This is a genomic window from Enterobacter sp. R4-368 (assembly GCF_000410515.1).
In the GTDB taxonomy this organism is placed as follows: Bacteria; Pseudomonadota; Gammaproteobacteria; order Enterobacterales; family Enterobacteriaceae; genus Kosakonia.
On the sequence record NC_021500.1, the window covers coordinates 424,097 to 445,710 of the forward strand.

At 54.8% G+C, this 21,614-nt stretch carries 19 protein-coding genes; 14 read left to right on the forward strand and 5 right to left on the reverse strand.

What is annotated here, in order from left to right; genetic code table 11:
• Nucleotides 1–72: 72 nt before the first annotated feature.
• Nucleotides 73–1,269, reverse strand: coding sequence for an L-talarate/galactarate dehydratase (locus H650_RS01975; protein ID WP_016496024.1), 1,197 nt, complete (start codon nt 1,267–1,269; stop codon nt 73–75).
• Between the two features lie 322 nt (nt 1,270–1,591).
• Between H650_RS01975 and H650_RS01980 the strand changes: the two genes are divergently transcribed.
• The 8 genes from H650_RS01980 to H650_RS02015 all read left to right on the forward strand — a co-directional run bounded on the left by H650_RS01980 (nt 1,592) and on the right by H650_RS02015 (nt 8,313).
• Nucleotides 1,592–2,605, forward strand: coding sequence for a LacI family DNA-binding transcriptional regulator (locus H650_RS01980; RefSeq protein ID WP_016496025.1), 1,014 nt, complete (start codon nt 1,592–1,594; stop codon nt 2,603–2,605).
• Between the two features lie 4 nt (nt 2,606–2,609).
• Entirely contained in the window at nt 2,610–3,137 is a 528-nt protein-coding gene (locus H650_RS01985) for an AAA family ATPase (protein ID WP_016496026.1), read from the forward strand.
• A 33-nt stretch (nt 3,138–3,170) separates the two neighbouring features.
• On the forward strand, nt 3,171–3,791 hold the full coding sequence (locus H650_RS01990) for a glutathione S-transferase family protein (RefSeq protein WP_016496027.1): 621 nt from the start codon (nt 3,171–3,173) through the stop codon (nt 3,789–3,791).
• 189 nt (nt 3,792–3,980) lie between these two features.
• A complete protein-coding gene (locus H650_RS01995) occupies nt 3,981–4,640 on the forward strand; it encodes an SGNH/GDSL hydrolase family protein (RefSeq protein ID WP_233500374.1) in 660 nt (219 codons plus the stop codon).
• 11 nt (nt 4,641–4,651) lie between these two features.
• Nucleotides 4,652–5,695 carry an acyltransferase gene (locus H650_RS02000; RefSeq protein ID WP_016496029.1) on the forward strand — a complete coding sequence of 348 codons (1,044 nt, stop codon included), beginning with the start codon at nt 4,652–4,654 and terminating at the stop codon, nt 5,693–5,695.
• Nucleotides 5,696–5,766: 71 nt separating this feature from the next.
• Complete coding sequence (gene pptA, locus H650_RS02005) at nt 5,767–5,997, forward strand: tautomerase PptA (protein ID WP_016496030.1); 231 nt, start codon at nt 5,767–5,769, stop codon at nt 5,995–5,997.
• Between the two features lie 297 nt (nt 5,998–6,294).
• Nucleotides 6,295–7,251 (forward strand): cyclase family protein, encoded by a 957-nt coding sequence (locus H650_RS02010; protein ID WP_016496031.1) that lies wholly within the window; start codon nt 6,295–6,297, stop codon nt 7,249–7,251.
• 123 nt (nt 7,252–7,374) lie between these two features.
• The gene (locus tag H650_RS02015) at nt 7,375–8,313 is read left to right on the forward strand and encodes an alpha/beta hydrolase (RefSeq protein WP_016496032.1); all 939 of its coding nucleotides are present in this window, start codon (nt 7,375–7,377) and stop codon (nt 8,311–8,313) included.
• Nucleotides 8,314–8,321: 8 nt separating this feature from the next.
• Here H650_RS02015 and H650_RS02020 read toward each other — a convergent pair whose 3' ends face one another.
• Both H650_RS02020 and H650_RS02025 read right to left on the reverse strand, forming a co-directional pair.
• The gene (locus tag H650_RS02020) at nt 8,322–8,894 is read right to left on the reverse strand and encodes a flavin reductase family protein (protein WP_016496033.1); all 573 of its coding nucleotides are present in this window, start codon (nt 8,892–8,894) and stop codon (nt 8,322–8,324) included.
• Nucleotides 8,895–8,964: 70 nt separating this feature from the next.
• Nucleotides 8,965–10,743, reverse strand: a complete 1,779-nt coding sequence (locus tag H650_RS02025; RefSeq protein ID WP_016496034.1) for a sensor domain-containing diguanylate cyclase — start codon at nt 10,741–10,743, stop codon at nt 8,965–8,967.
• A 237-nt stretch (nt 10,744–10,980) separates the two neighbouring features.
• Between H650_RS02025 and H650_RS02030 the strand changes: the two genes are divergently transcribed.
• From H650_RS02030 to nhoA, 4 genes are all read left to right on the forward strand, one after another.
• Nucleotides 10,981–11,682 (forward strand): ABC transporter ATP-binding protein, encoded by a 702-nt coding sequence (locus H650_RS02030; protein WP_016496035.1) that lies wholly within the window; start codon nt 10,981–10,983, stop codon nt 11,680–11,682.
• Nucleotides 11,679–12,647: an ABC transporter substrate-binding protein gene (locus H650_RS02035; RefSeq protein WP_016496036.1), complete on the forward strand. Its 969-nt coding sequence runs from the start codon at nt 11,679–11,681 to the stop codon at nt 12,645–12,647. Before H650_RS02030 ends, H650_RS02035 begins: the two co-directional genes overlap by 4 nt.
• A gap of 46 nt (nt 12,648–12,693) precedes the next feature.
• Nucleotides 12,694–14,349 carry an ABC transporter permease gene (locus H650_RS02040; RefSeq protein ID WP_016496037.1) on the forward strand — a complete coding sequence of 552 codons (1,656 nt, stop codon included), beginning with the start codon at nt 12,694–12,696 and terminating at the stop codon, nt 14,347–14,349.
• Nucleotides 14,350–14,424: 75 nt separating this feature from the next.
• Nucleotides 14,425–15,267, forward strand: coding sequence for an N-hydroxyarylamine O-acetyltransferase (gene nhoA, locus H650_RS02045; protein WP_016496038.1), 843 nt, complete (start codon nt 14,425–14,427; stop codon nt 15,265–15,267).
• Here nhoA and H650_RS02050 read toward each other — a convergent pair.
• Nucleotides 15,264–15,839, reverse strand: coding sequence for a TetR family transcriptional regulator (locus H650_RS02050; RefSeq protein ID WP_016496039.1), 576 nt, complete (start codon nt 15,837–15,839; stop codon nt 15,264–15,266). The genes nhoA and H650_RS02050 overlap by 4 nt on opposite strands.
• Before the next feature lie 119 nt (nt 15,840–15,958).
• Here H650_RS02050 and H650_RS02055 point away from each other — a divergent pair, with 119 nt between their 5' ends.
• Nucleotides 15,959–17,446 carry a SmvA family efflux MFS transporter gene (locus tag H650_RS02055; protein WP_016496040.1) on the forward strand — a complete coding sequence of 496 codons (1,488 nt, stop codon included), beginning with the start codon at nt 15,959–15,961 and terminating at the stop codon, nt 17,444–17,446.
• A gap of 12 nt (nt 17,447–17,458) precedes the next feature.
• Here the strand turns inward: H650_RS02055 and yddG are convergent, their stop codons facing one another.
• Nucleotides 17,459–18,343: an aromatic amino acid DMT transporter YddG gene (gene yddG / locus H650_RS02060; RefSeq protein WP_016496041.1), complete on the reverse strand. Its 885-nt coding sequence runs from the start codon at nt 18,341–18,343 to the stop codon at nt 17,459–17,461.
• 220 nt (nt 18,344–18,563) lie between these two features.
• Here yddG and fdnG point away from each other — a divergent pair, with 220 nt between their 5' ends.
• Nucleotides 18,564–21,611, forward strand: coding sequence for a formate dehydrogenase-N subunit alpha (fdnG, locus tag H650_RS02070; protein WP_189660090.1), 3,048 nt, complete (start codon nt 18,564–18,566; stop codon nt 21,609–21,611).
• The last annotated feature ends 3 nt before the right edge of the window (nt 21,612–21,614 follow it).

The following is a 21,614-nucleotide window of genomic DNA, read 5'->3' on the forward strand; positions in this document are numbered from 1 at the left end:
CCTTTAACAGGGTTGAATGTCGGGTGTAGGGTACAAAAAAGACGGAAGGGGCCTCCCGTCCGGAATCGATGATTATGGGCGTTTGCCGAATTCGCAGCTTTGCTGAGTCCAGGCGCGTGCCTGTTCGCTCAGCGTGAAGCCCAGACCGTGGCGGTCGGAGACATACATCCGGCCATCGCGCAGTTCAAGCTGTTCGTTAAACAGCGGATTGAGCCATTCGAAGTGCTCCAGCCACGGCTCCAGCGGGTAGGCGGCAGACAGGTGCAAATGCACTTCCATGGCAAAATGCGGTGCCAGCTTGCGGTTGTGTCTGGCTGCCAGATCCATGATTTTCAGGAACGGCGAGATCCCGCCAACGCGCGGTGCGTCCGGCTGCACAAAATCGCTGGCGTTGCCGAGGATCAGTTGTTCATGTTCACGGAAACTGGTGAGCATCTCGCCGGTGGCGATCGGCGTATCCAGCGCGGCCGCAAGCTGGGCGTGGCCTTCAACGTCGTAGGCATCGAGCGGCTCTTCAATCCAGATAAGGTTAAATTTTTCCATCTGGCGTCCCATACGAATCGCCGTTTCGCGATCCCATTGCTGGTTGGCATCCACCATCAGCGGGAAGTCATCGCCCAGCGCTTCGCGCACGGCGGTGAGACGACGAATGTCCTCTTTGGTGTCCGGCTGGCCGACTTTAATTTTGATACCGCCGATGCCATTTTCACGCGAAATAATGACGTTTTTCAGCACCTGCTCCAGCGGGGTATGCAGAAAACCGCCCGAGGTGTTGTAGCACTGCACCGAGTCGCGGTGCGCGCCGAGCAGCTTCGCCAGCGGTAAACCGGCGCGTTTGGCTTTCATATCCCACAGCGCAATATCGATAGGGGAGATGGCCTGCACCGCCATCCCGCTGCGCCCCACGGAGGCACCCGCCCACAGCAGCCTGGTGTAAATCTTGTCGATATCGTTCGGATCTTCACCGAGCAGGTTATCGGCAATCTCTTTGGCATGGGCGTAAATCCCCTGGCCGCCGGCGCGTTTGGAGTAACTAAAACCGACGCCTTCGAAACCGTCGCGGCTGCGGATTTCGGCAATAATAATCGCCACTTCGGTCAGCGGTTTTTGCCGCCCGGTCAGCACTTTCGCATCACTGACCGGTGTCGCCAGCGGTAAAAAGGCGAGGGAGAGTTTTACCCACTCGATGCGATCGCCGGTTTCAGCAGCGGTTTTGATACCGGACGCGCGGGCGTAGGTTACGGCATCGGAATTAGCACTTACGGTCATGGTTTTGCTCCTGTGAACAACAATAATGTTTGCGCTAACATTTGTAGATCGACGGGAAAATATTCACCAGAAAAAGGAGGGGATTTTGTACAACCGATCACAAACCCGGCGCTAAAAAGGGATGTTATTGCTACCTTAATCACATTTCCCCGTTGGTGAGATCGCCTTACGCAATAAAATGATAGCGATAACATTGACAGGGTGATATGCGAGTTAACTCGCTGATTTATGAGGGCAGACAGGCAATGAAAGAAGAAAGGGGTATAATACAAACACTGAAACTAATCATCGCCAATAACCGTCTGGTTCTCTGTGAGTGAACATGTCGAAAACCGCCCGTCCTGTATTACCGCGCGCGCCCACGCTGGAAGATGTTGCCCGTGCTGCGGGGCTTTCCTCAATGACAGTAAGTCGGGCGCTTAACACGCCGCAACTGGTACGCCCGAAAACGGTGGAAAAAGTGCTCGCCGCCGTTAAAGCAACGGGTTATATCCCGAACGCGCTGGCCGGTGGCCTGGCATCGCGGCGCAGTAAATTGATTGCTGTGGTTGTCCCGCAGATCAACAACAATATGTTTGTCGATACGATTCAGGCCATCAGCGATGAACTGGCGATGCGCGGCTACCATATGCTGCTGTGTGTCGCCGGTTATACCCAGCAAACCGAAGCGGATCTGGTCGCTGCGCTGTTGTCGCGCCGCCCGGATGGCATTGTGCTGACCGGTATTCACCACTCAACCGATTTGAAAAAGGTGATCCTCAACGCCAGTGTGCCGGTAGTGGAAATCTGGGATTTAACGCCCACACCGCTCGATATGCTGGTCGGTTTTTCGCATGAAAAAGTGGGGCAGGCTACCGCAGAGTATCTGTTGCGCAAAGGGTATCGCCGTCCGGGGTTGCTGTGGACGGTGGATAAACGCGCCTCGCAGCGTAAAGCCGGGCTATGTGAAGCGCTGGCGCGTCATGGCATTACCGATCCGCTCAGTGTGGATGTGGCGCTGCCGGCACGATTTACCTCAGGGCGCGAAGGGTTATCACAGTTGCTGGCGCTGGGTGAGTCCGATGTCATTGTTTGCAGCTCCGACACGCTGGCGCAGGGGGCTATTGTCGAGGCGCAGGCGCGTGGCATGCGCGTACCGCAGGATCTGGCGGTCATTGGTTTTGGCGATCTCGATTTCGCCGCCGGGAATAACCCAGCCATCACCACGGTGAGCGTCGACAGGAAAATCATTGGCCAGCGCGCGGCAACCCTGCTGATGGAACGTATCGAAGGAACACGTTCCGGGGAGGAGATCGTGGATATCGGTTTTCACTTTATTGAACGGGAATCAGCGTGATCTCATGAGAATTAACGTTATTGGCACCAGTGGCAGCGGAAAATCGACGCTGGCAAAACGTCTGGCCAGCCAGCTCAATGTGCCTTATATCGAAATGGATCTGCTTTACTGGCGCCCCAACTGGCAGGGGACGCCGGATGAAGAGTTGTATGCGCGCCTGGAAAAATTGCTCGAACAACCCGGCTGGGTGCTTGATGGCAACTATAACCGCAGCCGCGATATTAAATGGCGGCACGTTGATCTGGTGGTATGGGTCGATTACGGATTCTGGCGCACGTTGCGCCAGGTGACGCTGCGCGCTATTGCGCGCGCCAGAAGCCAACAGGAGTTATGGCCGGGAACCGGCAATCGCGAAAGCCTGCGTCGTGTTTTTTTGAGCCGCGAGTCGATCATCCTCTGGTCGTTAAAGACCTGGCGCAAAAACCGCGAACGTTATGCGCAGGATATGGCCGATCCGCGCTATCAGCATCTGCGCTTTGTCCGCCTTACCACGCCGCAACAAGTTGACGAATTTCTCGCCAGTCTGACCTAAGCTTAAGGCTCATCCTGAACATAAGGAGACCTTATGATTACGGTTTATGGTGTTCCCGGCTGGGGATCGGCCATCAGCGAAGTGATGCTGACGCTGGCCGAGATCCCTTATCGCTTCGTCAATGTTGATGGCTTCGACAAACCTGGCCCCCAGCAAGATACCCTGCGCAAATTAAACCCGTTGTGCCAGGTGCCAACGTTGCAACTGGATGATGGCAGCGTGATGACGGAATCCGCTGCCGTGGCGCTGATGATCCTCGACCAGCGCCCGGATTTCGCGCCCGCCGCAGGCACCGCGCAACGCCAGCAGTTCTGGCGGCTGCTGGTATGGCTCGTTGCGAATGTCTATCCCACTTTTACCTACGCCGATTACCCGGAACGCTGGGCAGCGGATGCGCCGGAGCAATTAGTAGAAAATTGCCAGAAGTACCGTAAATCGCTCTATCTGTGGCTCGACACGCAATTGCAGGCAGCACCGTACGCTTTTGGCCAACAACTGACGCTGCTGGATATTTATCTTTGCGTCATACGCACATGGGGGCCGCGTCATGCGTGGTTCGCCGGGCACACGCCAAATATTACCGCCATCGCGGATGCGGTATGTCAGTTACCGCAATTACAGACTGTGCTGCGAAATAATGAAATTATCCGTTAACCGCTTATTTCGGATTATTTTAATATTCTTAGTATCTCGCATAAGTTGAAGCGGTATATAAAAGTGGGGCGAGGAAAAAATAATTTGAAATCGCCCCGTTTATATGAGACAACATTTGGCGAATTTTCGTCGTTGACGCAATATTGCATTTTTATCGCAAAATCGGAATAGTAATTTAACAGGGTGAAAATGATGGAGTATATTCATTCGTATTTGAAAGGTGGTTCATGGTTTACGCTTGGCGACAGCATAACAGAACGGGGATGGTATCAACCTATCGTCGCAGAGAATTTAGGGCTGGCGCAATGGACAAACTACGGAATTGGTGGAACCTGTATCGCACAAAAAAATGAGCAAGATAATTCAGCCATCTGTTTACGTTATAAAACCATGGGGGAAAATCCTGATCTTATTACTATCTGGGGCGGTGGCAACGATTTCGGTTTTAACTTCGGCTCGGAAGGCGGCACTGAAATAGGCGATAAACACGATAAAACGTCACTGACTTTTTATGGCGCAATGGATCTACTGCTTACTGGCGTCATAAAAAAATATCCGTTGGCCAGAGTAGGGTTTGTTGTTACGACACCTGTTTCAATTGCGCGTGGTCATGGACAAAAAAATGCCAAAGGATATTATCTGGCTGATTATTGCAACGTGAGCAGAGAAAAGTGTGAGGAATATTCCATACCTTATCTCGACCTGCAAAAGAACTCCGGCTTCAACGAACTCAATATGGATATTATGACCAGTAATACAGCTGGCGTGATTCCCGATGGTTTGCACCCTTCAAAATTAGGCATGGAAAGGCTGGCGACTAAGATTACGCACTTTATCTTATCGCTGTAGGAGAGGTGGCTATGAGAATTGCAACCATCGACCTTCTCAAGATACTCGCGATCTTTCTTGTCATCCTGGCGCACGTGACGTTGTTTTTTCTGAATCGCGACGAAAGCGATGTCGTGTTGTGCTTTTTCAGACAGGCGGGGCTATCTGGTGTTGCCCTTTTTTTTATCTGTAGCGGCTATTTTTTATTAAATAACAAACACGAAAATCAAGCGAACTATGTTATTACCAAGATTAAAAGCATCGTTGGCGTATTGATTTTCTGGTTACTCTTTTATTACACCTATGACACCTGGTGGATAAGCCGATTTACCGACGTGCCGGAAATAAATCTTCTTAATTACCTGAATGTCAGCAAAGCCACTACAGAAGCAACGCCACTCTGGTTTATATTTGCCATTATTCCGCTTTACATTTTCACGCCTTTAATGCGCCATGCGTTTAAGAAAGAGCGCGCGGGTGAAATTCTGAAAATAGTTGTGTTAATGGTAATTGTCGCCAATCTGACATTAATCAATGTATGGACTGAAGCCAGTTTCCATTTCTCGCTGTTTGCATTTAACTTGCTTATTCCCTTTCAACCCGAAGGGCTGATCTGTTTTTTAATTGGCGGCTATCTCGGACTGGTTAAACCAGCGCTCAGGCCATTCTCCGTGGCGCATATTATGACGTTAATAATGGCGATTGCCGCATTGTTAATATTGGCCTTCATTTCGTCCAGCGCGGGGATCGCCATTTTTTATGGCAAGTTTTATAACTTATTATTACTTATCACATCGGTCGGTTTGTTTTTATTTGTGGTTAACCTGAATATTAACGCCTTGCCGCGCTGGGTGAGTAATGTGAGTGACAGTGTGTTAGGGATCTACCTTGTACATAACATTTTTGTGGTGGAAGTACATAGCGTGTTTATTCATGAAAAGCTGTTAGGAAGCATCCCGGGGGCGAAGAGTTATCTTTATATCATTGCTTACTCCTTGCTGGCTTTTATCCTGGCATATGGCCTCTGTGCGTTGCTGAAAAGATCAAAGATAACTGCCAGAATTGTCACACTTTGATAACCTGAATGCGGCGCAATGAGCAGTAACTTGTGCTACTGTCACTCTCTTTATAAAACAAGGAGTTTGCTATGCCGCACGTTGATATCAAATGTTTTCCCCGCGATCTGACTGAGGAGCAAAAAACCGCACTGGCGAGCGATATCGCTGAGGTAATTATTCGCCATTTGAACAGCAAAGATAGCGCTGTCAGCGTCGCCCTTAACGAAGTCACGCCGGACGACTGGAAAGCGCAGGTGTGGGACACCGACATTGCGCCGCATATCGACACGCTTATCAAGAAGCCTGGCTATTCACTGTAAATTTCCTGTCGCCTGCGCCTGTTGCGCGGGCTTTTTTTTACCAATAAGTAAAAAAAGATCCTATTTTTTTGAACAACCTCCCGGAATATATAATACGCAGCATTCTGATTGTGAATGTAAGCACATCACTTTTTTCATTATTTTCGCTTTCAGAAAATTCATATTTGCGCGTTCTTAAATACAATTCTAGAGTTTTTATTATCTGGCTCGGATTAAAGAACAGAGCAATATAATTTTCACGGAAAGCGCTGGTTGGATTAATTGCGGCAGCAACGCACTAAACAAGGAACGTCATTCATGAAGCCATCTCGTTCTTTCATATTATTATTGCCCTTGTTTGCAGCACTGCCGTTACAGGCCACAGAACCCGCTGCGGAATCACAAAACTGGTATCCCTCTGTTTATGGTGAAAATGACGAAACAGGTGCCGCCAACTTGCTCACGCCTGAGGGTGTTTTACAAGCTATTCGCCTTGTAAAACAGGGCGTTGTGGTGCCGCTGTCGGTAGCGGTTGATAAGAATTTCCCGGCGTTTCAACACTGTTGTTTTCATCTCTACAATATTCAACCCGACCAGCAGGATGGGAATACACATGGCCCGAATACATCCACCTTTCGTAACGAACAGGTTAATACACGGACAGGCGTGGGCATGCTGTTAAATGATATTGGCCATATCGACATTAATAATATCTATTACAACGGTAATAAAGCGGCCGATTTTATCACTATCGATGGGGTTAAAAAATTAGGTATTGAAAAAGTCCCGCCGATGGTAACGCGAGGTGTGGTATTAGATATGACCGCTTTTTATCAACAAAAGATTGTTCCCGGCGGTACAGAGTTTAGCGTCGCGGATATTCAGTCGGTATTAAAAAACCAGGGATTAACCCTCAAGAAGGGCGATATCGTTTTATTCAATACCGGATGGCTGGAACTTGTTGGTAAAGACAATAAACAGTTTCTGGAAAAGGAGCCTGGCATTGGCATGGAAGCAGCAAAATGGCTGGCGGACCAGCAGATCGTCGCGTTTGGCGGTGATACCTGGGCGTCTGAAGTGTATCCAAACCCGGCAACTAAGGAGGAATTCGCGATCAATCACTATCTGTTAGCGAAGCGGGGTATCTACAACCTGGAGTTGATCGATACACGTCCACTGGTCAGCAAGCAAGTTTGGGAATTCTTGTTCGTCCTTGGCCAACCGCTGTACACCGGTTCAACACAGGTCAACATCAACCCTGTGGCGATTTATTAGTGGTTTGTTGTTAGCGCTACCCTGAAGTGGTTTTCATTTTTAGTAAAACATTGTTCTGTGGAGCGGCTCGAATTTCATTTACCGGGTTAATGTTACATAAGCATCTTTGACATGGAGATGATTATGTTCCGGAAACTCAGTTCACTGACATTCGCGCTGCTCCTTTTTTCGCACCCTTCCGTTGCCGCACCAGAGCATTTTCCCGTCTGGCCGCAAGGCGATGCGCCAGGTGCCAAAAGTAGCCCGGTCAGTTTTGTATTAACCGAGCGCAGTACAGATCCTGCGCTTCCCGACCGCGCCGTAACCGGCATTCGAGCGCCGCAAATCACCGTTTACAAACCGCAAAAACCCAACGGTATCGCCATCCTCGTGATCCCGGGTGGCTCCTATAAACGCGTGGTGCTGGATAAAGAGGGCAGTGATTTAGCCGCGCCATTCAATGCGCGCGGTTACACCTTGTTTGTAATGACCTACCGGATGCCGGAAGATGGTCACGCCGAAGGTTCAAACGCACCGCTGGCGGATGCACAACGTGCTGTGCGCACCTTGCGCGCGCAGGCAGGATCTCGCCATCTCAATGCGAAAAAAATCGGTGTGATGGGTTTCTCCGCAGGTGGGCACGTGGCGGCAAGTCTGGAAACACGCTATGACGAGAAGGTGTACACACCGGTGGACGACATTGATAACCAGCACGCACGGCCAGATTTTGTAGTGCTGGGTTACCCGGTGATTTCAATGGATCAGTCGATTGCCCACCCCGGCTCGCGAAAAGCGCTGATTGGTGAAACGCCAACGGCGGAGCAGATTAAACACTACTCGCCGGAACAGAATGTCACCGCACAAACACCACCAACCTTTTTGCTGCATGCCGTGGACGATCCCTCGGTGCCGGTGGCCAACTCGCTGGTGATGTTCAACGCGCTGCACGCGCATCATGTGCTCACTGAATTACATCTGTTCAGCAAGGGGCAGCATGGGTTTGGCGTACGCGGTGTAAAACACCTGCCGGCAGCGGTCTGGCCAGAACTGGCGATGAACTGGATCGAGGCGCTGCCTGAGTAAATGCTTCGTTATTCGCCAGCGGTAATGCGCTTGCCGCTGGTGACGAACGTGCCGCCGCCAAGATGATGAATGGTGTTAAGCTTATCGTCATCAAAATGCCAGCGCCCGTTGATAAACGCACGTTCATCGGCGGCGGCGGAAACCACTTCGCCAAACAGCGTGTCATATTTTTCCTGCGCGGCGGTCGGCGGGAGCAAACGACACTCCATCCACGCCAGGCATTTCTCTTCGATCACCGGCAGGCCGAGCACCGGCCCGGCAAAAGCGGGAATGCCATAGCAATTAAACTTATCTTCATCGCGACCGGTGACGCTGCCGACCGCGTAACTCCAGTTCGTTGCCGCAACGCCTGGCACCACAATGCCAAACATGCCGCTGTGTTCAATCAACTCGCGTGACCAGGCACTTTTATCCACCACTATCGCAATTCGCGGCGGGGAAAATTCCACCGGCATTGACCACGCCGCCGCCATGATATTGCGCCGGTCGATCTGCTCATCGCGGCTGGTAATCAGAATGGTCGGACCGTGGTTTAGCAGGCGGCTGGCATGTTCTAACGCCACCGGACGGAAATAGCTCATAGCGGTTCCTCTGTGTAAACGTTTCTGCCATTAAATGGCCGAACAGGCGGCAAAATCAAGACGTGGCGCATTATCCGGTGCTTCTGGCCACCACAATCTGGCCGCGGCCTTGCTCTTTCGCCAGGTAGAGCGCCAGGTCGGCTGCCCGGACCAGATTATCCGCGCGCGCGTGGCGCGGCCAGGTCGCCAGCCCAATGGAAACCGATACCGGGCCAATATCCTGTGATTCATACAGCATGTGATGATTGAGGACATTATGCAGCAGCGTCTCAGCCACTTTTTTCGCCTGCACTTCATCCGCACCGGGCAGAACAAGCAGGAACTCTTCGCCGCCATAACGGAACGCAACACTGTTGTCATCCAGCGTTTCAGTGATCAACCGTGACAGCTCACGCAGCACTTTGTCACCCGCGTCGTGGCCGTACTGGTCGTTGAGTTTCTTGAAATAATCCACGTCGACCATCAGACAGCTCAGCGTCGTGCCTTCCACCATCGCCTGGTCGAGCATATTGCGCAGCGTCTCATCCAGACTGTGGCGGTTGAGCAGGCCGGTCAACGAATCATGCATGGCGCGTTCCGTCAGCGTATCGCGCAGGATCTGATTGGCCAGCGCCAGGGCCAGCGTTTCTGCCAGCAGCTCAAGGTAGATATAGGGCGGCTCTTTGCCCGTCGTGTAATTATCGAAAGTGAGCAAACCAATGCTTTTATTCTGCGCATTAAGCGGCACACAAATCGCGCGTGACGCGAGCTCTGGCTTGATATGTTCACAGGGCATATCAACGCCACCTTTGGCGGGACTATGCAACTGCCCGCGTTTCAGTGCCCAGCAATGTTCAGCCGGGAAGGGGGCGTCTTCGCCCGGCGGCAAACCCCAGCGCGCCACGCACTTCATGCGCTTAGTGCGGGGATTAAGTACAAACAACCGTCCGCCCATATCCGGGATAATTTGTGGCGCAAAGCGGCTGACCACGCGAAAAATCGCGCTATGGGAATCACACCCCTGAAGTCGTTGCGTCATTCGCGCCAGCAACGTGCGCGTGGCCCACTCCGCGTCGCGCTCCTGTTCCAGCCGCTGCCGGGTCAGGCCGTTTTCGCGAAATATGCGAATGGCCTGCGCCATATCGCCAATTTCATCCACCTGCGCCAGTACCGGCGCTTCCACATTGTAATCCTGGGTCGCGAGGCGGTTAACCACATCACTCAACGTCACCACCGGGCGCAAAATGCGGTGTTTGATAATAAAACCAAGCACAAACAGGAACAGCAGCGCCGTCAGCCCGACCATAATTTCTGATAACGTGCGCAAGCGTAAAGAGCGATCGGTTGCTTCGCTTATCGCGCTCTGGACACGCTGATCCGACAAGCTGCGGAAGTGGGCGAAACGGTACTCCGCTTCGGAAAGTCGCTCTTCATAGCTGGCGCTGTACAACAGATTCATCGCCTCGTCCGTTTTCCCGGCTTCGATATCGGCGATGGCGATGCGCTGCTCATCTTCGAGTTGGTCCAGCGTCGACAGCCCATCGCGCAGGATCAGTAACTCTTCATCGGAAGCGCCACGGTCACGCAGGGCGACCAGATGATTTTCCAGAGCGATATCCTGCTGCTGGCGGGTTTTCCAGCTTTGAATCACTTCCGGCTGCTTCTTGATCACCGCTTCACGCGCCAGTTCAGTTAACGCATAAGCCTCTTTTTCCAGATCGTCCGTCAACGTATCGAAAACGCGATTTTGCGCCACGGCGTCACGCTCGGCGCGTTCCGCATTCGACGCCATAAACAGCGCCACGCCGGAGGTCAGCGTTAATACCACGGTCGCGGTATAAGCAAAATTGGTGATCGTAGCGATGCGCACGGGGGATCCTTTTCGACGTGAGTGCGGGAATATGCCTATCAGTTTAGACATTCAGTTAAAAATCAATGCGCAATATTGACGTCATTTCTTCGTCATATTCGCTGCCTATAGTCAGCCGCAATCAAATCCCAAAGAGGATAACAATATGTTTGCTCCCCTGACTTTTGTGCAGGTGGATGCGCCCCGTCGGATGAAGACCGCGGGTACGTCACGACTTTCTGTTACGGGAGGGCGTGAATGAGCGCATTCACAGACATCCGCTTACAAGGCGTTTCCTACGCCTTTGGCGCACATACCGTTCTTAATCACATCGATTTACATATTCAACCTGGCAGCATTGTCGCGCTGCTCGGCCCGTCAGGCTGCGGCAAAAGCACGTTGCTGCGCTTGCTGGCAGGGCTGAGTGAACCGGCGGAAGGTGAGATCTGGTTTGGCGATCGCCTGGTGGCGAAAGCGGGCTGGACGCTACCGCCGGAAGCGCGCGATATCGGCATGGTATTTCAGGATTACGCGCTGTGGCCGCATATGAGCGTGGCGCAAAACGTCGCTTTCCCGCTGAAAATGCGCAACGTGCCGCGTGCAGAGCGCGAACAACGCGTGTCGCAGGCGCTGGAAAGGGTTGGGCTGGCGGAATTTGCCGGGCGCAAACCGGCAGGCCTTTCCGGCGGGCAGCAGCAGCGCGTCGCGCTGGCACGCGCCATTGTCGCCGAACCCGGCGTCCTGCTGTTTGACGAGCCGCTCTCCAATCTCGACACCGCGCTGCGCGAATCCTTATGCCTTGAGATGGCACGACTGCTGCGCCAGCTCGGCACCACCGCCGTGTATGTCACTCATGACCACCGCGAAGCACAGCTTCTTGCCGATCGCATTGTGCATTTAGCGTCCGGGACCGTTGAATCTGTACGAACCGTTACTTCAACCTCAGGGGAAATTGCATGAAAGCCTTACTGTCCGTGAAAAAAGGAGTCGCTTTAGCCATGGTGCTGTCGTCGATGATGATCTCCAGCGCGCACGCGCTGACTGTTTACACCGCAGGTCCTGGCTCGCTGGCAAAAAGCCTGGCCAGCGGCTTTGAGCAAAAAACCGGCGTTAAAGTGAATATTTTCCAGGCCACCACCGGCAAAGTGATGGCGCGACTCGAAGCCGAGCAGGCCAATCCGCAGGCCGACATTCTGATTTCTGCCTCGTGGGATACCGCCGAAGATCTGCATCATCGCGGCTGGCTGCTGCCGTTTATCAGTGCCAATGCCCAAAATGTCCCGCAGACACTGAAAAGCGGCGACTATGTGGCGCAGGGCATCTCCGCGCTGGGGATTGTCTGGAACACCAAGAGCGGCACCCCGGAGCCGAAAGAGTGGAACGATCTGACATCTCCAGACTTTAAAGACAAAGTGACTACGCCGGATCCGTCACTTTCCGGCGCCTCGCTTGATCTGCTGATTGGTCTGCAAAATGGCATGGGCGACCGCGCATGGCAGTTGTTCGGGGCGCTGAAAAAGAACGGCATGGTGGTGAGCGGCCCGAACGCCCAGGCGGTAACGCCGGTGATGCAAGGGGCGAAAGCGGCGGTGTTTGGCGCGGTCGACTATGTCACCTATGGCAATATCGCGCAGGGCGAATCGCTGAAAGTGATCTTCCCGGCCAGCGGCACCGTTATCGCGCCGCGCCCGATGATGATCCTCAAAACCACCCAACACGCTGACGACGCTAAAGCGTTTATCGATTATGTGCTGTCGCCGGAAGGGCAAAAAATGGTCGCCGACGCGTGGCTGATGCCTGCCCGCACGGACGTGGAAGCGAAACGCCCGCTGTTTACCGAACTGAAAGTGCTGCCAACCCAGAGCAGCGGCACCAGTGAACGTGGCGAGGTTCTGAAGCGCTTTAACGCGCTCTTTGCTCAGTAATCCTTTCGATCTTTGCGGGGGCAACCCCGCTTTCAGGATACCCGTTGTGAACCAGAGATTGATTGCGCAAGCGACGCTGGCGCTGCTGCTGATACTGGTGGCGCTGCCGTTGCTATTTATTGTGTTGCAGGCGGTATTCCCGCACTTTAGCGCCGGGAAATTCAGCGGCGCATTTTCCGCCATGCCCGCCTTATTGTCAGAGCCGCAACTGCCGGCCATGTTCGGCGGGACACTACAGATTGCCTGCGGTGTGGCGCTTTGCAGCGCACTGATTGGCTTGCCGCTTGGCGTCGCGCGCGGGTTATTTAATTTACCGTGGCCGAAACTGTGGGATCTGCTGTTTTTGATCCCGTTCTTAACTCCGCCCTATATTGCCGCGCTGTCGTGGATGCTGGTGCTGCAAACCCAGGGCTACCTGATGCAGCTCACCGGGCTGGATCTCAACAATCTGCTGTTTAGCAAGAGCGGCATCATTCTGGTGATGACGCTGAATATCTTCCCGGTGGTGTACTTTGCCGTATCGCGCAGTTTGCTCGCCAGCGGGCAGCGCCTGGCACAAGTCGCCCGCGTTCATGGCGCCACGCCGTGGCGCGCATTTTGCCATATCACCTTGCCGTTACTTTCCCCGGCGCTGGCGGCAGGGATGTTGCTGGCCTTTACACTGGCGGTGGAAGAGTATGGCGTGCCCGCCGCGCTGGGTACCCGTTCCGGCGTGGTGATGCTGACGGTCGGTATCGAAGAGAAACTCGCCGACTGGCCGATCGATTTGCCCGGCGCGGCGCTGCTGTCGGTGGTGCTGATCGCCATTGCGCTGTGCGGATGGTGGCTGCAACGCAAACTGACCGGCGATAAAGATGTCACTAGTGTTTCCGGGAAACCGACCGAGCTTGTCGGGGCGAAACTCGGTTTTGCCACTTTACCGGTACTGCTGGTGATGGCGGCGGTCGGTTTTCTCGCCGTGGTGCTACCGGGGTTATCGATGGCGTTCACCGGCTTTAGCTCTACGCTTTCCGGCGGCGTGTCGCTGGATAATCTCACCATGAAGCATTTTGCGGCGCTGTTCGAACAGCGCGGTGATGCGCTACCCGCGCTGGGCACCAGTTTATCGCTGGCATTCGGCGCGGCGCTGATTACCGGCGCGCTGGGCTTGTGCGCCGCCTGGCTGGTGGTGATGCAGAAGATAAAAGGGCGCTCGGTAATTGATGCGTTATCGCTGATGCCAGCCGCGCTGCCTGGCGTGGTGGTTGGCGTTGGGTTGATTTTGCTGTGGAACCGCAGCTTCTGGCCGGTTTCGCCCTACAACAGCTGGGCAATTTTGCTTATCTCTTACTGTTGCCTGCTGCTGCCGTGGCCGGTGCGTTATATCGGCAGCGCCATGCGTCAGCTAGGCGGCAACCTGGAGCCTGCCGCCCGGGTTCACGGTGCCAGCGCGTTCCAGGCACTGCGTCTGATTGTGCTACCGCTCATTTTCCCGGCGATGCTCGCCTCCATGTTAATGGTGTTCGCCATTGCCTCGCGCGAGCTGGTCACCTCGCTGTTGCTGGCACCGGCGGGTACACAAACCGTGGCGGTATTTATCTGGCGGCAATTCGAGCAAGGCTCAGTAGGTCAGGGGATGGCGATGGCGACACTGACGCTGCTCACCGGGCTGGTGTTGATGCTCACCGCGCTCGGCATTATGCAGCGCAGCACAAAGGGATAAATCGAGGGCACGAAATCGACGGTAAAGCGAAAAAAATGCGCTATAACAACGGGACACCATTCGCAAGGAGCCTGTATGACCCCTTTTTTGACCGCTTATCTGGCCCGTATTGGCTGGGAGCAAACGCCCGATGTCTCACTGGAAACGCTGCGGGCGCTGCATTTATATCACAACGGCGCTATCCCTTTTGAAAACCTCGATGTGGTACTGCCGCGCGAGATTGAACTCAGCGATGAGGCGATTTTTCATAAACTGGTGGTTGCCCGTCGCGGTGGCTACTGTTTTGAGCAGAACGGGCTATTTGAGCGCGTGCTGAAAGAGGTGGGTTTTACGGTGCGCAGCTTGTTAGGACGGGTGGTGATTGCTAATCCACACCAGATGCCACCGCGCACGCACCGTATTTTGCTGGTGCAGATTGCGGGCGAGCCGTGGATCGCCGATGTCGGATTTGGCGGGCAGACACTGACCGCGCCAATCCGCTTACAGGAGGATATTGAGCAGGCCACGCCGCATGGCGTCTACCGCTTGCAGCGCAAGGGGGAAGACTGGGTGCTCCAGTTCCGTCACCACGAACGCTGGCAGTCAATGTATCAGTTTGAGATGGGGCAGCAGTACCAGGCCGATTTCGTGATGGGGAATTTTCACTCCGCACACTGGCCGGCATCCCATTTTCGCCATCACTTGCTGATGTGCCGCCATCTGCCGGACGGCGTAAAACTGACGTTAACCAACTTCCATTTTACCCACTGGAAAAACGGTCAGGTGCTGGAAGAGGTGACCTTTGCGGATGTTCCGGCGCTGTATGACGCGCTGCAACAGCGCTTTGGGCTTGGTGTGAACGATGCACAGTATGGCTTTAGCCTGCAACAGCTGGAAACGGTGATGGCCGGTTTCGATTTGCACGGCGAAAAAGTTTAACGGAGCTCGTTGTCAATCATGACGGCCAGATGGCGATTGAAGGCAGCTTCATCGACATCTGGCATGCCCAGCATGCAAATCCCGTCCAGCCCGCAGACCAGCGCCATCAGGCGCCAGGCAATGTTTGCCGCCGTATCGGTATCCGTGAATTCACCTGCCGCACGGCCTTGCTCAATCAGTTGCATCACTTTGACGTGCCACATCTCCATGGTCAGCAGGTACGCGCCTTTGAATTCCGGCTCTTTACTCGCCAGCAGTAACGCTTCACGCCACAAATGCACATAGGGTTCGAGGCCGCCTTCATCGCTGCCCAGCATCGCGTGCAACTGCTCGCGCCATGGCGCGGTTGCGGGTACCACTTCCACCTCCAGCAGTTCCGCAATCAGGCGGATAAAGGCCTCGGCTTTTAATGCATTCGCCGAGGTGAAATGGTGGTGGACCTGGCCGGTGGCAACCCCGGCTTCGCTTGCCACGCGGCGAACGGTCATGGCGGAAAAACCTTCCGCCAGCGCTACGCGCATCGCGGCTTTCAGGATCACCTCCCGGCGATCATCCTTGTTCAGATAGCGCATACAACCTCGGTTAAATAGAGCGTCAACGGAGTTTAACAAAAAGCTGGACATGCGTTCAACTTTACGTAGGATCGCGATTCTGGACATCTGTCCAGGAATGAAAAACGATGGAGAGAAGTATGTTTCGTCAGTGGTTAACGCTGGTCATCATTGTGCTGGTTTATATTCCGGTCGCGATTGATGCGACGGTGCTGCATGTTGCCGCGCCCACACTGAGCGTGGAGTTAAATGCCAGCGGAAATGCGCTGTTATGGATAATTGATATTTACTCGCTGGTGATGGCCGGTATGGTGCTGCCGATGGGCGCGCTGGGCGACAGAATTGGTTTTAAGCGGCTGCTGCTTGTCGGCAGCGGCCTGTTTGGCGCAGCCTCGTTACTGGCGGCCTTTGCCGCGAGCGCCAGTTGGCTGATTGCCACGCGCGCGCTGTTAGCTGTGGGCGCGGCGATGATCGTGCCGGCAACGCTTGCCGGGATCCGTAATACCTTCTCGCAGGCACAGCAACGCAATACGGCGCTCGGCGTCTGGGCGGCAATTGGTTCCGGCGGCGCGGCGTTCGGCCCATTAATTGGCGGTATGTTACTGGAGCATTTCTACTGGGGGTCGGTATTTTTAATTAACGTGCCGATCGTCATTGTCGTGATGGCGCTGACCGCACGCTTTGTACCGCGCCAGCAGGGCCGCGCCGATCAGCCGTTACACCTGAACCAGGCGTTGAGCCTAATTGTCGCCATCTTACTGCTGGTGTGGAGTGCCAAAACGGCAATGAAAGGCACGCTTCCGCTGTGGATCGTAGCGAGCACGTTACTGGTTGGTGCCACCTTGCTGACCGGATTTGTCCGCATTCAGCTGGCCGCCAGCACGCCGATGATCGATATGCGTCTGTTTACGCATCGCGTCATTTTGAGCGGTGTATTGATGGCGATCACCGCGATGGTCACGCTGGTCGGTTTTGAACTGCTGATGGCGCAGGAGCTGCAATTTGTCCACGGTTTCACGCCATTTGCCGCCGGGGTGTTTATGCTGCCGGTGATGCTGGCAAGCGGGTTTAGCGGGCCGATTGCCGGGGTTCTTGTGTCAAAACTGGGCTTACGCCGCGTCGCCGCAGGCGGAATGGCGCTCAGCGCGCTGAGTTTTCTTGGTCTTTCCGCGACCAATTTTGCCACCCAGCCGTGGCAGGCCGGAGTATTGATGGCGCTGCTCGGTTTCAGTGCGGCGAGCGCGTTACTGGCTTCAACGGCGGCGATAATGGCCGCAGCGCCCAAAGAGAAAGCGGCAGCCGCCGGGGCGATAGAAGCGATGTCTTACGAACTGGGCGCCGGACTGGGCATTGCCGTGTTTGGGCTGATTTTGAGCCGCAGTTTCTCCGCCTCGATCCAGCTTCCGCAGGGGTTAAGCAGCGAGACCGCCGCGCAGGCTTCATCCTCCATTGGTGAAGCATTCCGCCTGGCGCAGGAAGCACCACCCGCACTTGCTGAAGGGATCATCTCGGCGGCGAAAACGGCGTTTACCGGTTCGCACAGCATTGCACTGAGCACCGCCAGCGCACTGTTAATGCTGCTGGCGGTAGGGATCTGGTTTAGCCTGGCGCGAGTGGAAAAAGCGTAGCATTTGGCCGGATCACGCGCGCTGGCGGGTTGAGTACCAGCAGAGCAGCGATCCGGCGCACACCATCAGCGCGCCCTGCCAGAAAGAGAACGAGAGCGGGGCGCTTAACACCACCGCCGCCAGCGCGGAAGAGAGCACCGGCGTGAAATAGGACGCGGCTGCCAGCACGGTGACGTTGCCGTGCAAAATACCAATATTCCACGCGGCATAACCACAACCGAGCGCAATGCCGGTCATCAATAATTTCACCACAACCGGCAGCGTAAAAACCATTTCCGGCTGCGGTGTGAGCGCGAATTTCACCCATAATGTCGCGGCTGTCAGCAATACAAACAGCGTAATGCCGTTCGCGCCGTTGGCGTATTTGGTAGTAACGGTGCAATAAATCGCCCAAATAAACGCCCCGGCAAATGCCAGCGCATAGCTCAGCGGGCTGGAGATAATATTGTGCTGGATTTCAGCGGTATTAAGACCGCTTTCGCCGCCGAGCACCCAGCTCACGCCCAATAACGCCAGTAATAAACCGGGAATAACCCATAACCTGGCTTTTTGACCGTTGAATAATATTGCGCAAAGAATCGTCAGACTCGGCCATAAATAGTTGACCATGCCCACTTCAATCGCCTGTTGGCGCGTCGCGGCAAAGCCCAGCGAGAGTGCCAGACACAGTTCATAACTGACAAACAGCACGCTTCCGGCAATAAGGTAACGAGCTGAAAAACGGCGTAAATCCGGGATACCGACGATGACAGCCAGCAGCAACCCGCTTAAGGTGTAGATCATCGCCGCACCGCCAACCGGGCCAAGCCCTTCGCTGACGGCGCGAATAAAACCGACCATCGTGCTCCAGAGTAATACCGCCAGTAAACCAATCAGCGTTGCTTTATTTTTATTCATTACCGCACTTAACCGCCTGAAACAAAGCCTCAATGTATAACACGCGTGAATGCTTAAACGAAATGAATCGCATGGCATCTACTCCTTTCGAGTCATGAAAAGAGAACGCTCGAGACTATTAGGTATCAAGCGCCAGGCGTTATTGATTTACCGCAATTAATTCACCGCGTGGAATGTTTAGTTTTCCGGCCGCAGTCAAAGACAATAATTGAGGAAAACAATGGACGTCAGCCGCAGACAATTTTTTAAAATCTGCGCGGGCGGAATGGCAGGAACCACGGCGGCCGCGTTGGGATTTGCTCCCAAAATGGCGCTGGCGCAGGCGCGAAATTATAAATTACTGCGCGCCAAAGAGACGCGAAATTCCTGTACATACTGCTCCGTGGGTTGCGGGTTATTAATGTATAGCCTGGGCGATGGTGCGAAAAACGCGAAAGAGGCCATCTATCATATCGAAGGCGACCCGGATCATCCGGTCAGCCGCGGCGCGCTGTGCCCGAAAGGGGCCGGTCTGCTGGATTACGTACACAGTGAAAACCGCCTGCGCTACCCGGAATACCGCGCGCCAGGCTCTGAGAAATGGCAGCGCATTAGCTGGGAAGACGCCTTTAACCGCATCGCCCGTCTGATGAAAAACGACCGCGACGCCAACTTTGTTGAAAACAATGCCGCAGGCGTAAAAGTCAATCGCTGGCTGTCAACGGGCATGTTGTGTGCCTCAGCGGCGAGTAATGAAACCGGCATGCTGACGCAAAAATTCGTGCGTTCTCTCGGCATGCTGGCGGTAGATAACCAGGCGCGCGTCTGACACGGACCAACGGTAGCAAGTCTTGCTCCAACATTTGGTCGCGGTGCGATGACCAACCACTGGGTTGATATCAAAAACGCCAACGTGGTGATGGTGATGGGCGGTAACGCCGCTGAAGCCCACCCGGTCGGTTTCCGCTGGGCGATGGAAGCCAAAAACAATAACGACGCCACGTTGATCGTCGTCGATCCGCGTTTTACGCGCACGGCATCAGTTGCCGATATTTATGCGCCAATACGTTCCGGGACGGACATCACTTTCCTCTCCGGCGTGCTGCGCTACCTGATCGAAAACAACAAAATCAACGCCGAATACGTCAAACACTACACCAACGCCGCGTTGCTGGTGCGGGACGATTTTGCCTTTGAAGACGGCTTGTTCAGCGGCTACGACGCGCAAAAACGCCAGTACGACAAAACCTCATGGAACTACCAGTTTGATGAAAACGGCTACGCCAGACGTGATGACACGCTGACCGATCCGCGCTGCGTATGGAACTTGCTGAAACAGCATGTGGCCCGCTATACGCCGGAAACGGTCGAAAACATCTGCGGTACGCCAAAAGCGGACTTCCTGAAAGTGTGTGACGTGCTGGCCTCAACCAGCGCGGCGGACAGAACCACTACCTTCCTGTACGCCCTGGGCTGGACGCAACACACCGTCGGTGCGCAGAACATCCGTACCATGGCGATGATCCAGTTGCTGCTCGGCAATATGGGGATGGCCGGTGGCGGGGTAAACGCCTTGCGCGGGCACTCCAACATTCAGGGGCTGACGGATCTGGGGCTGTTATCAACCAGCCTGCCGGGTTACCTGACGCTGCCGTCGGAAAAACAGACCGATTTACAGCAATACCTGGCGGCGAATACGCCAAAAGCGCTGTTGCCGGACCAGGTGAACTACTGGAGCAACTATCCCAAGTTCTTTGTCAGCCTGATGAAGTCGTTCTACGGCGACGCGGCGCAGAAAGAGAATAACTGGGGCTTTGACTGGTTGCCGAAGTGGGATCAGGCCTGGGATGTGATCAAGTACTTCAACAAGATGGCGAAAGGCGAAGTCAACGGTTATATCTGCCAGGGCTTTAACCCGGTGGCGTCGTTCCCGGACAAAAACAAAGTGGTCAGCACGTTGAGCAAGCTGAAGTACCTGGTGGTTATCGATCCGCTGGTGACCGAAACCTCCACCTTCTGGCAGAACCACGGTGAGATGAACGACGTCAACCCGGCGGATATCCAGACCGAAGTGTTCCGTCTGCCATCGACCTGCTTTGCCGAAGAGGATGGCTCGATCGCCAACTCCGGCCGCTGGTTACAGTGGCACTGGAAAGGCCAGGACGCGCCGGGCGAAGCGCTGAACGATGGCGAAATCCTCGCCGGGATTTACCACCGCCTGCGCGAGATGTACCGCACCGAAGGCGGCAAAGGCGCCGAGCCGCTGCTGAAGATGTCCTGGAACTACCGCCAGCCGCACAACCCGCACTCGGAAGAGGTGGCGAAAGAGAACAACGGCTACGCGCTGGCGGATCTCTATGACGCCAACGGGCAACTGCTGGCGAAAAAAGGCCAACTGCTCAATAGTTTTGCGCTGCTGCGCGATGACGGCACCACCGCCTCATCGTGCTGGATCTACAGCGGGAGCTGGACGGAGCAGGGTAACCAGATGGCGAACCGCGATAACGCCGATCCGTCCGGGCTTGGCAATACGCTCGGTTGGGCGTGGGCGTGGCCGCTGAACCGCCGCGTGCTCTACAACCGCGCGTCGGCGGATGTGCAGGGTAAACCGTGGGATGCGAAACGGATGCTGATCCAGTGGAACGGGGCGAAGTGGGTCGGCAACGACATCCCGGACTTCAACAGCGCGCCGCCGGGGAGCAATACCGGGCCATTCATCATGCAGCAGGAGGGACTGGGTCGGCTGTTCGCCCTCGACAAGCTGGCGGAAGGGCCATTCCCGGAACACTACGAGCCGGTGGAGACACCGCTGGGCACCAACCCGCTGCATCCGAACGTGATCTCCAGCCCGGTAGTGCGTTTGTTCGAGGACGATGCCAAACGGATGGGGAAAAAAGATCAGTTCCCGTATGTCGGCACCACCTACCGCCTGACGGAGCATTTCCACACCTGGACCAAGCATGCGCGTCTCAACGCCATCGCTCAGCCGCAGCAGTTTGTCGAAATCAGCGAAACGCTGGCGGCGGCAAAAGGCATCGCCAACGGCGATCGCGTGACGGTGAGCAGCAAGCGCGGCTTTATTCGCGCGGTCGCGGTGGTGACGCGTCGTCTGCGGACTTTGCAGGTTCATGGTCAGCCGGTGGAAACCATTGGTATTCCGCTGCACTGGGGCTTTGAAGGGGTGGCGCAAAAAGGTTATATCGCCAACACCCTGACGCCGAACGTGGGCGACGCAAACTCGCAAACGCCGGAGTACAAAGCGTTTTTAGTCAATATCGAGAAGGCGTAAAGG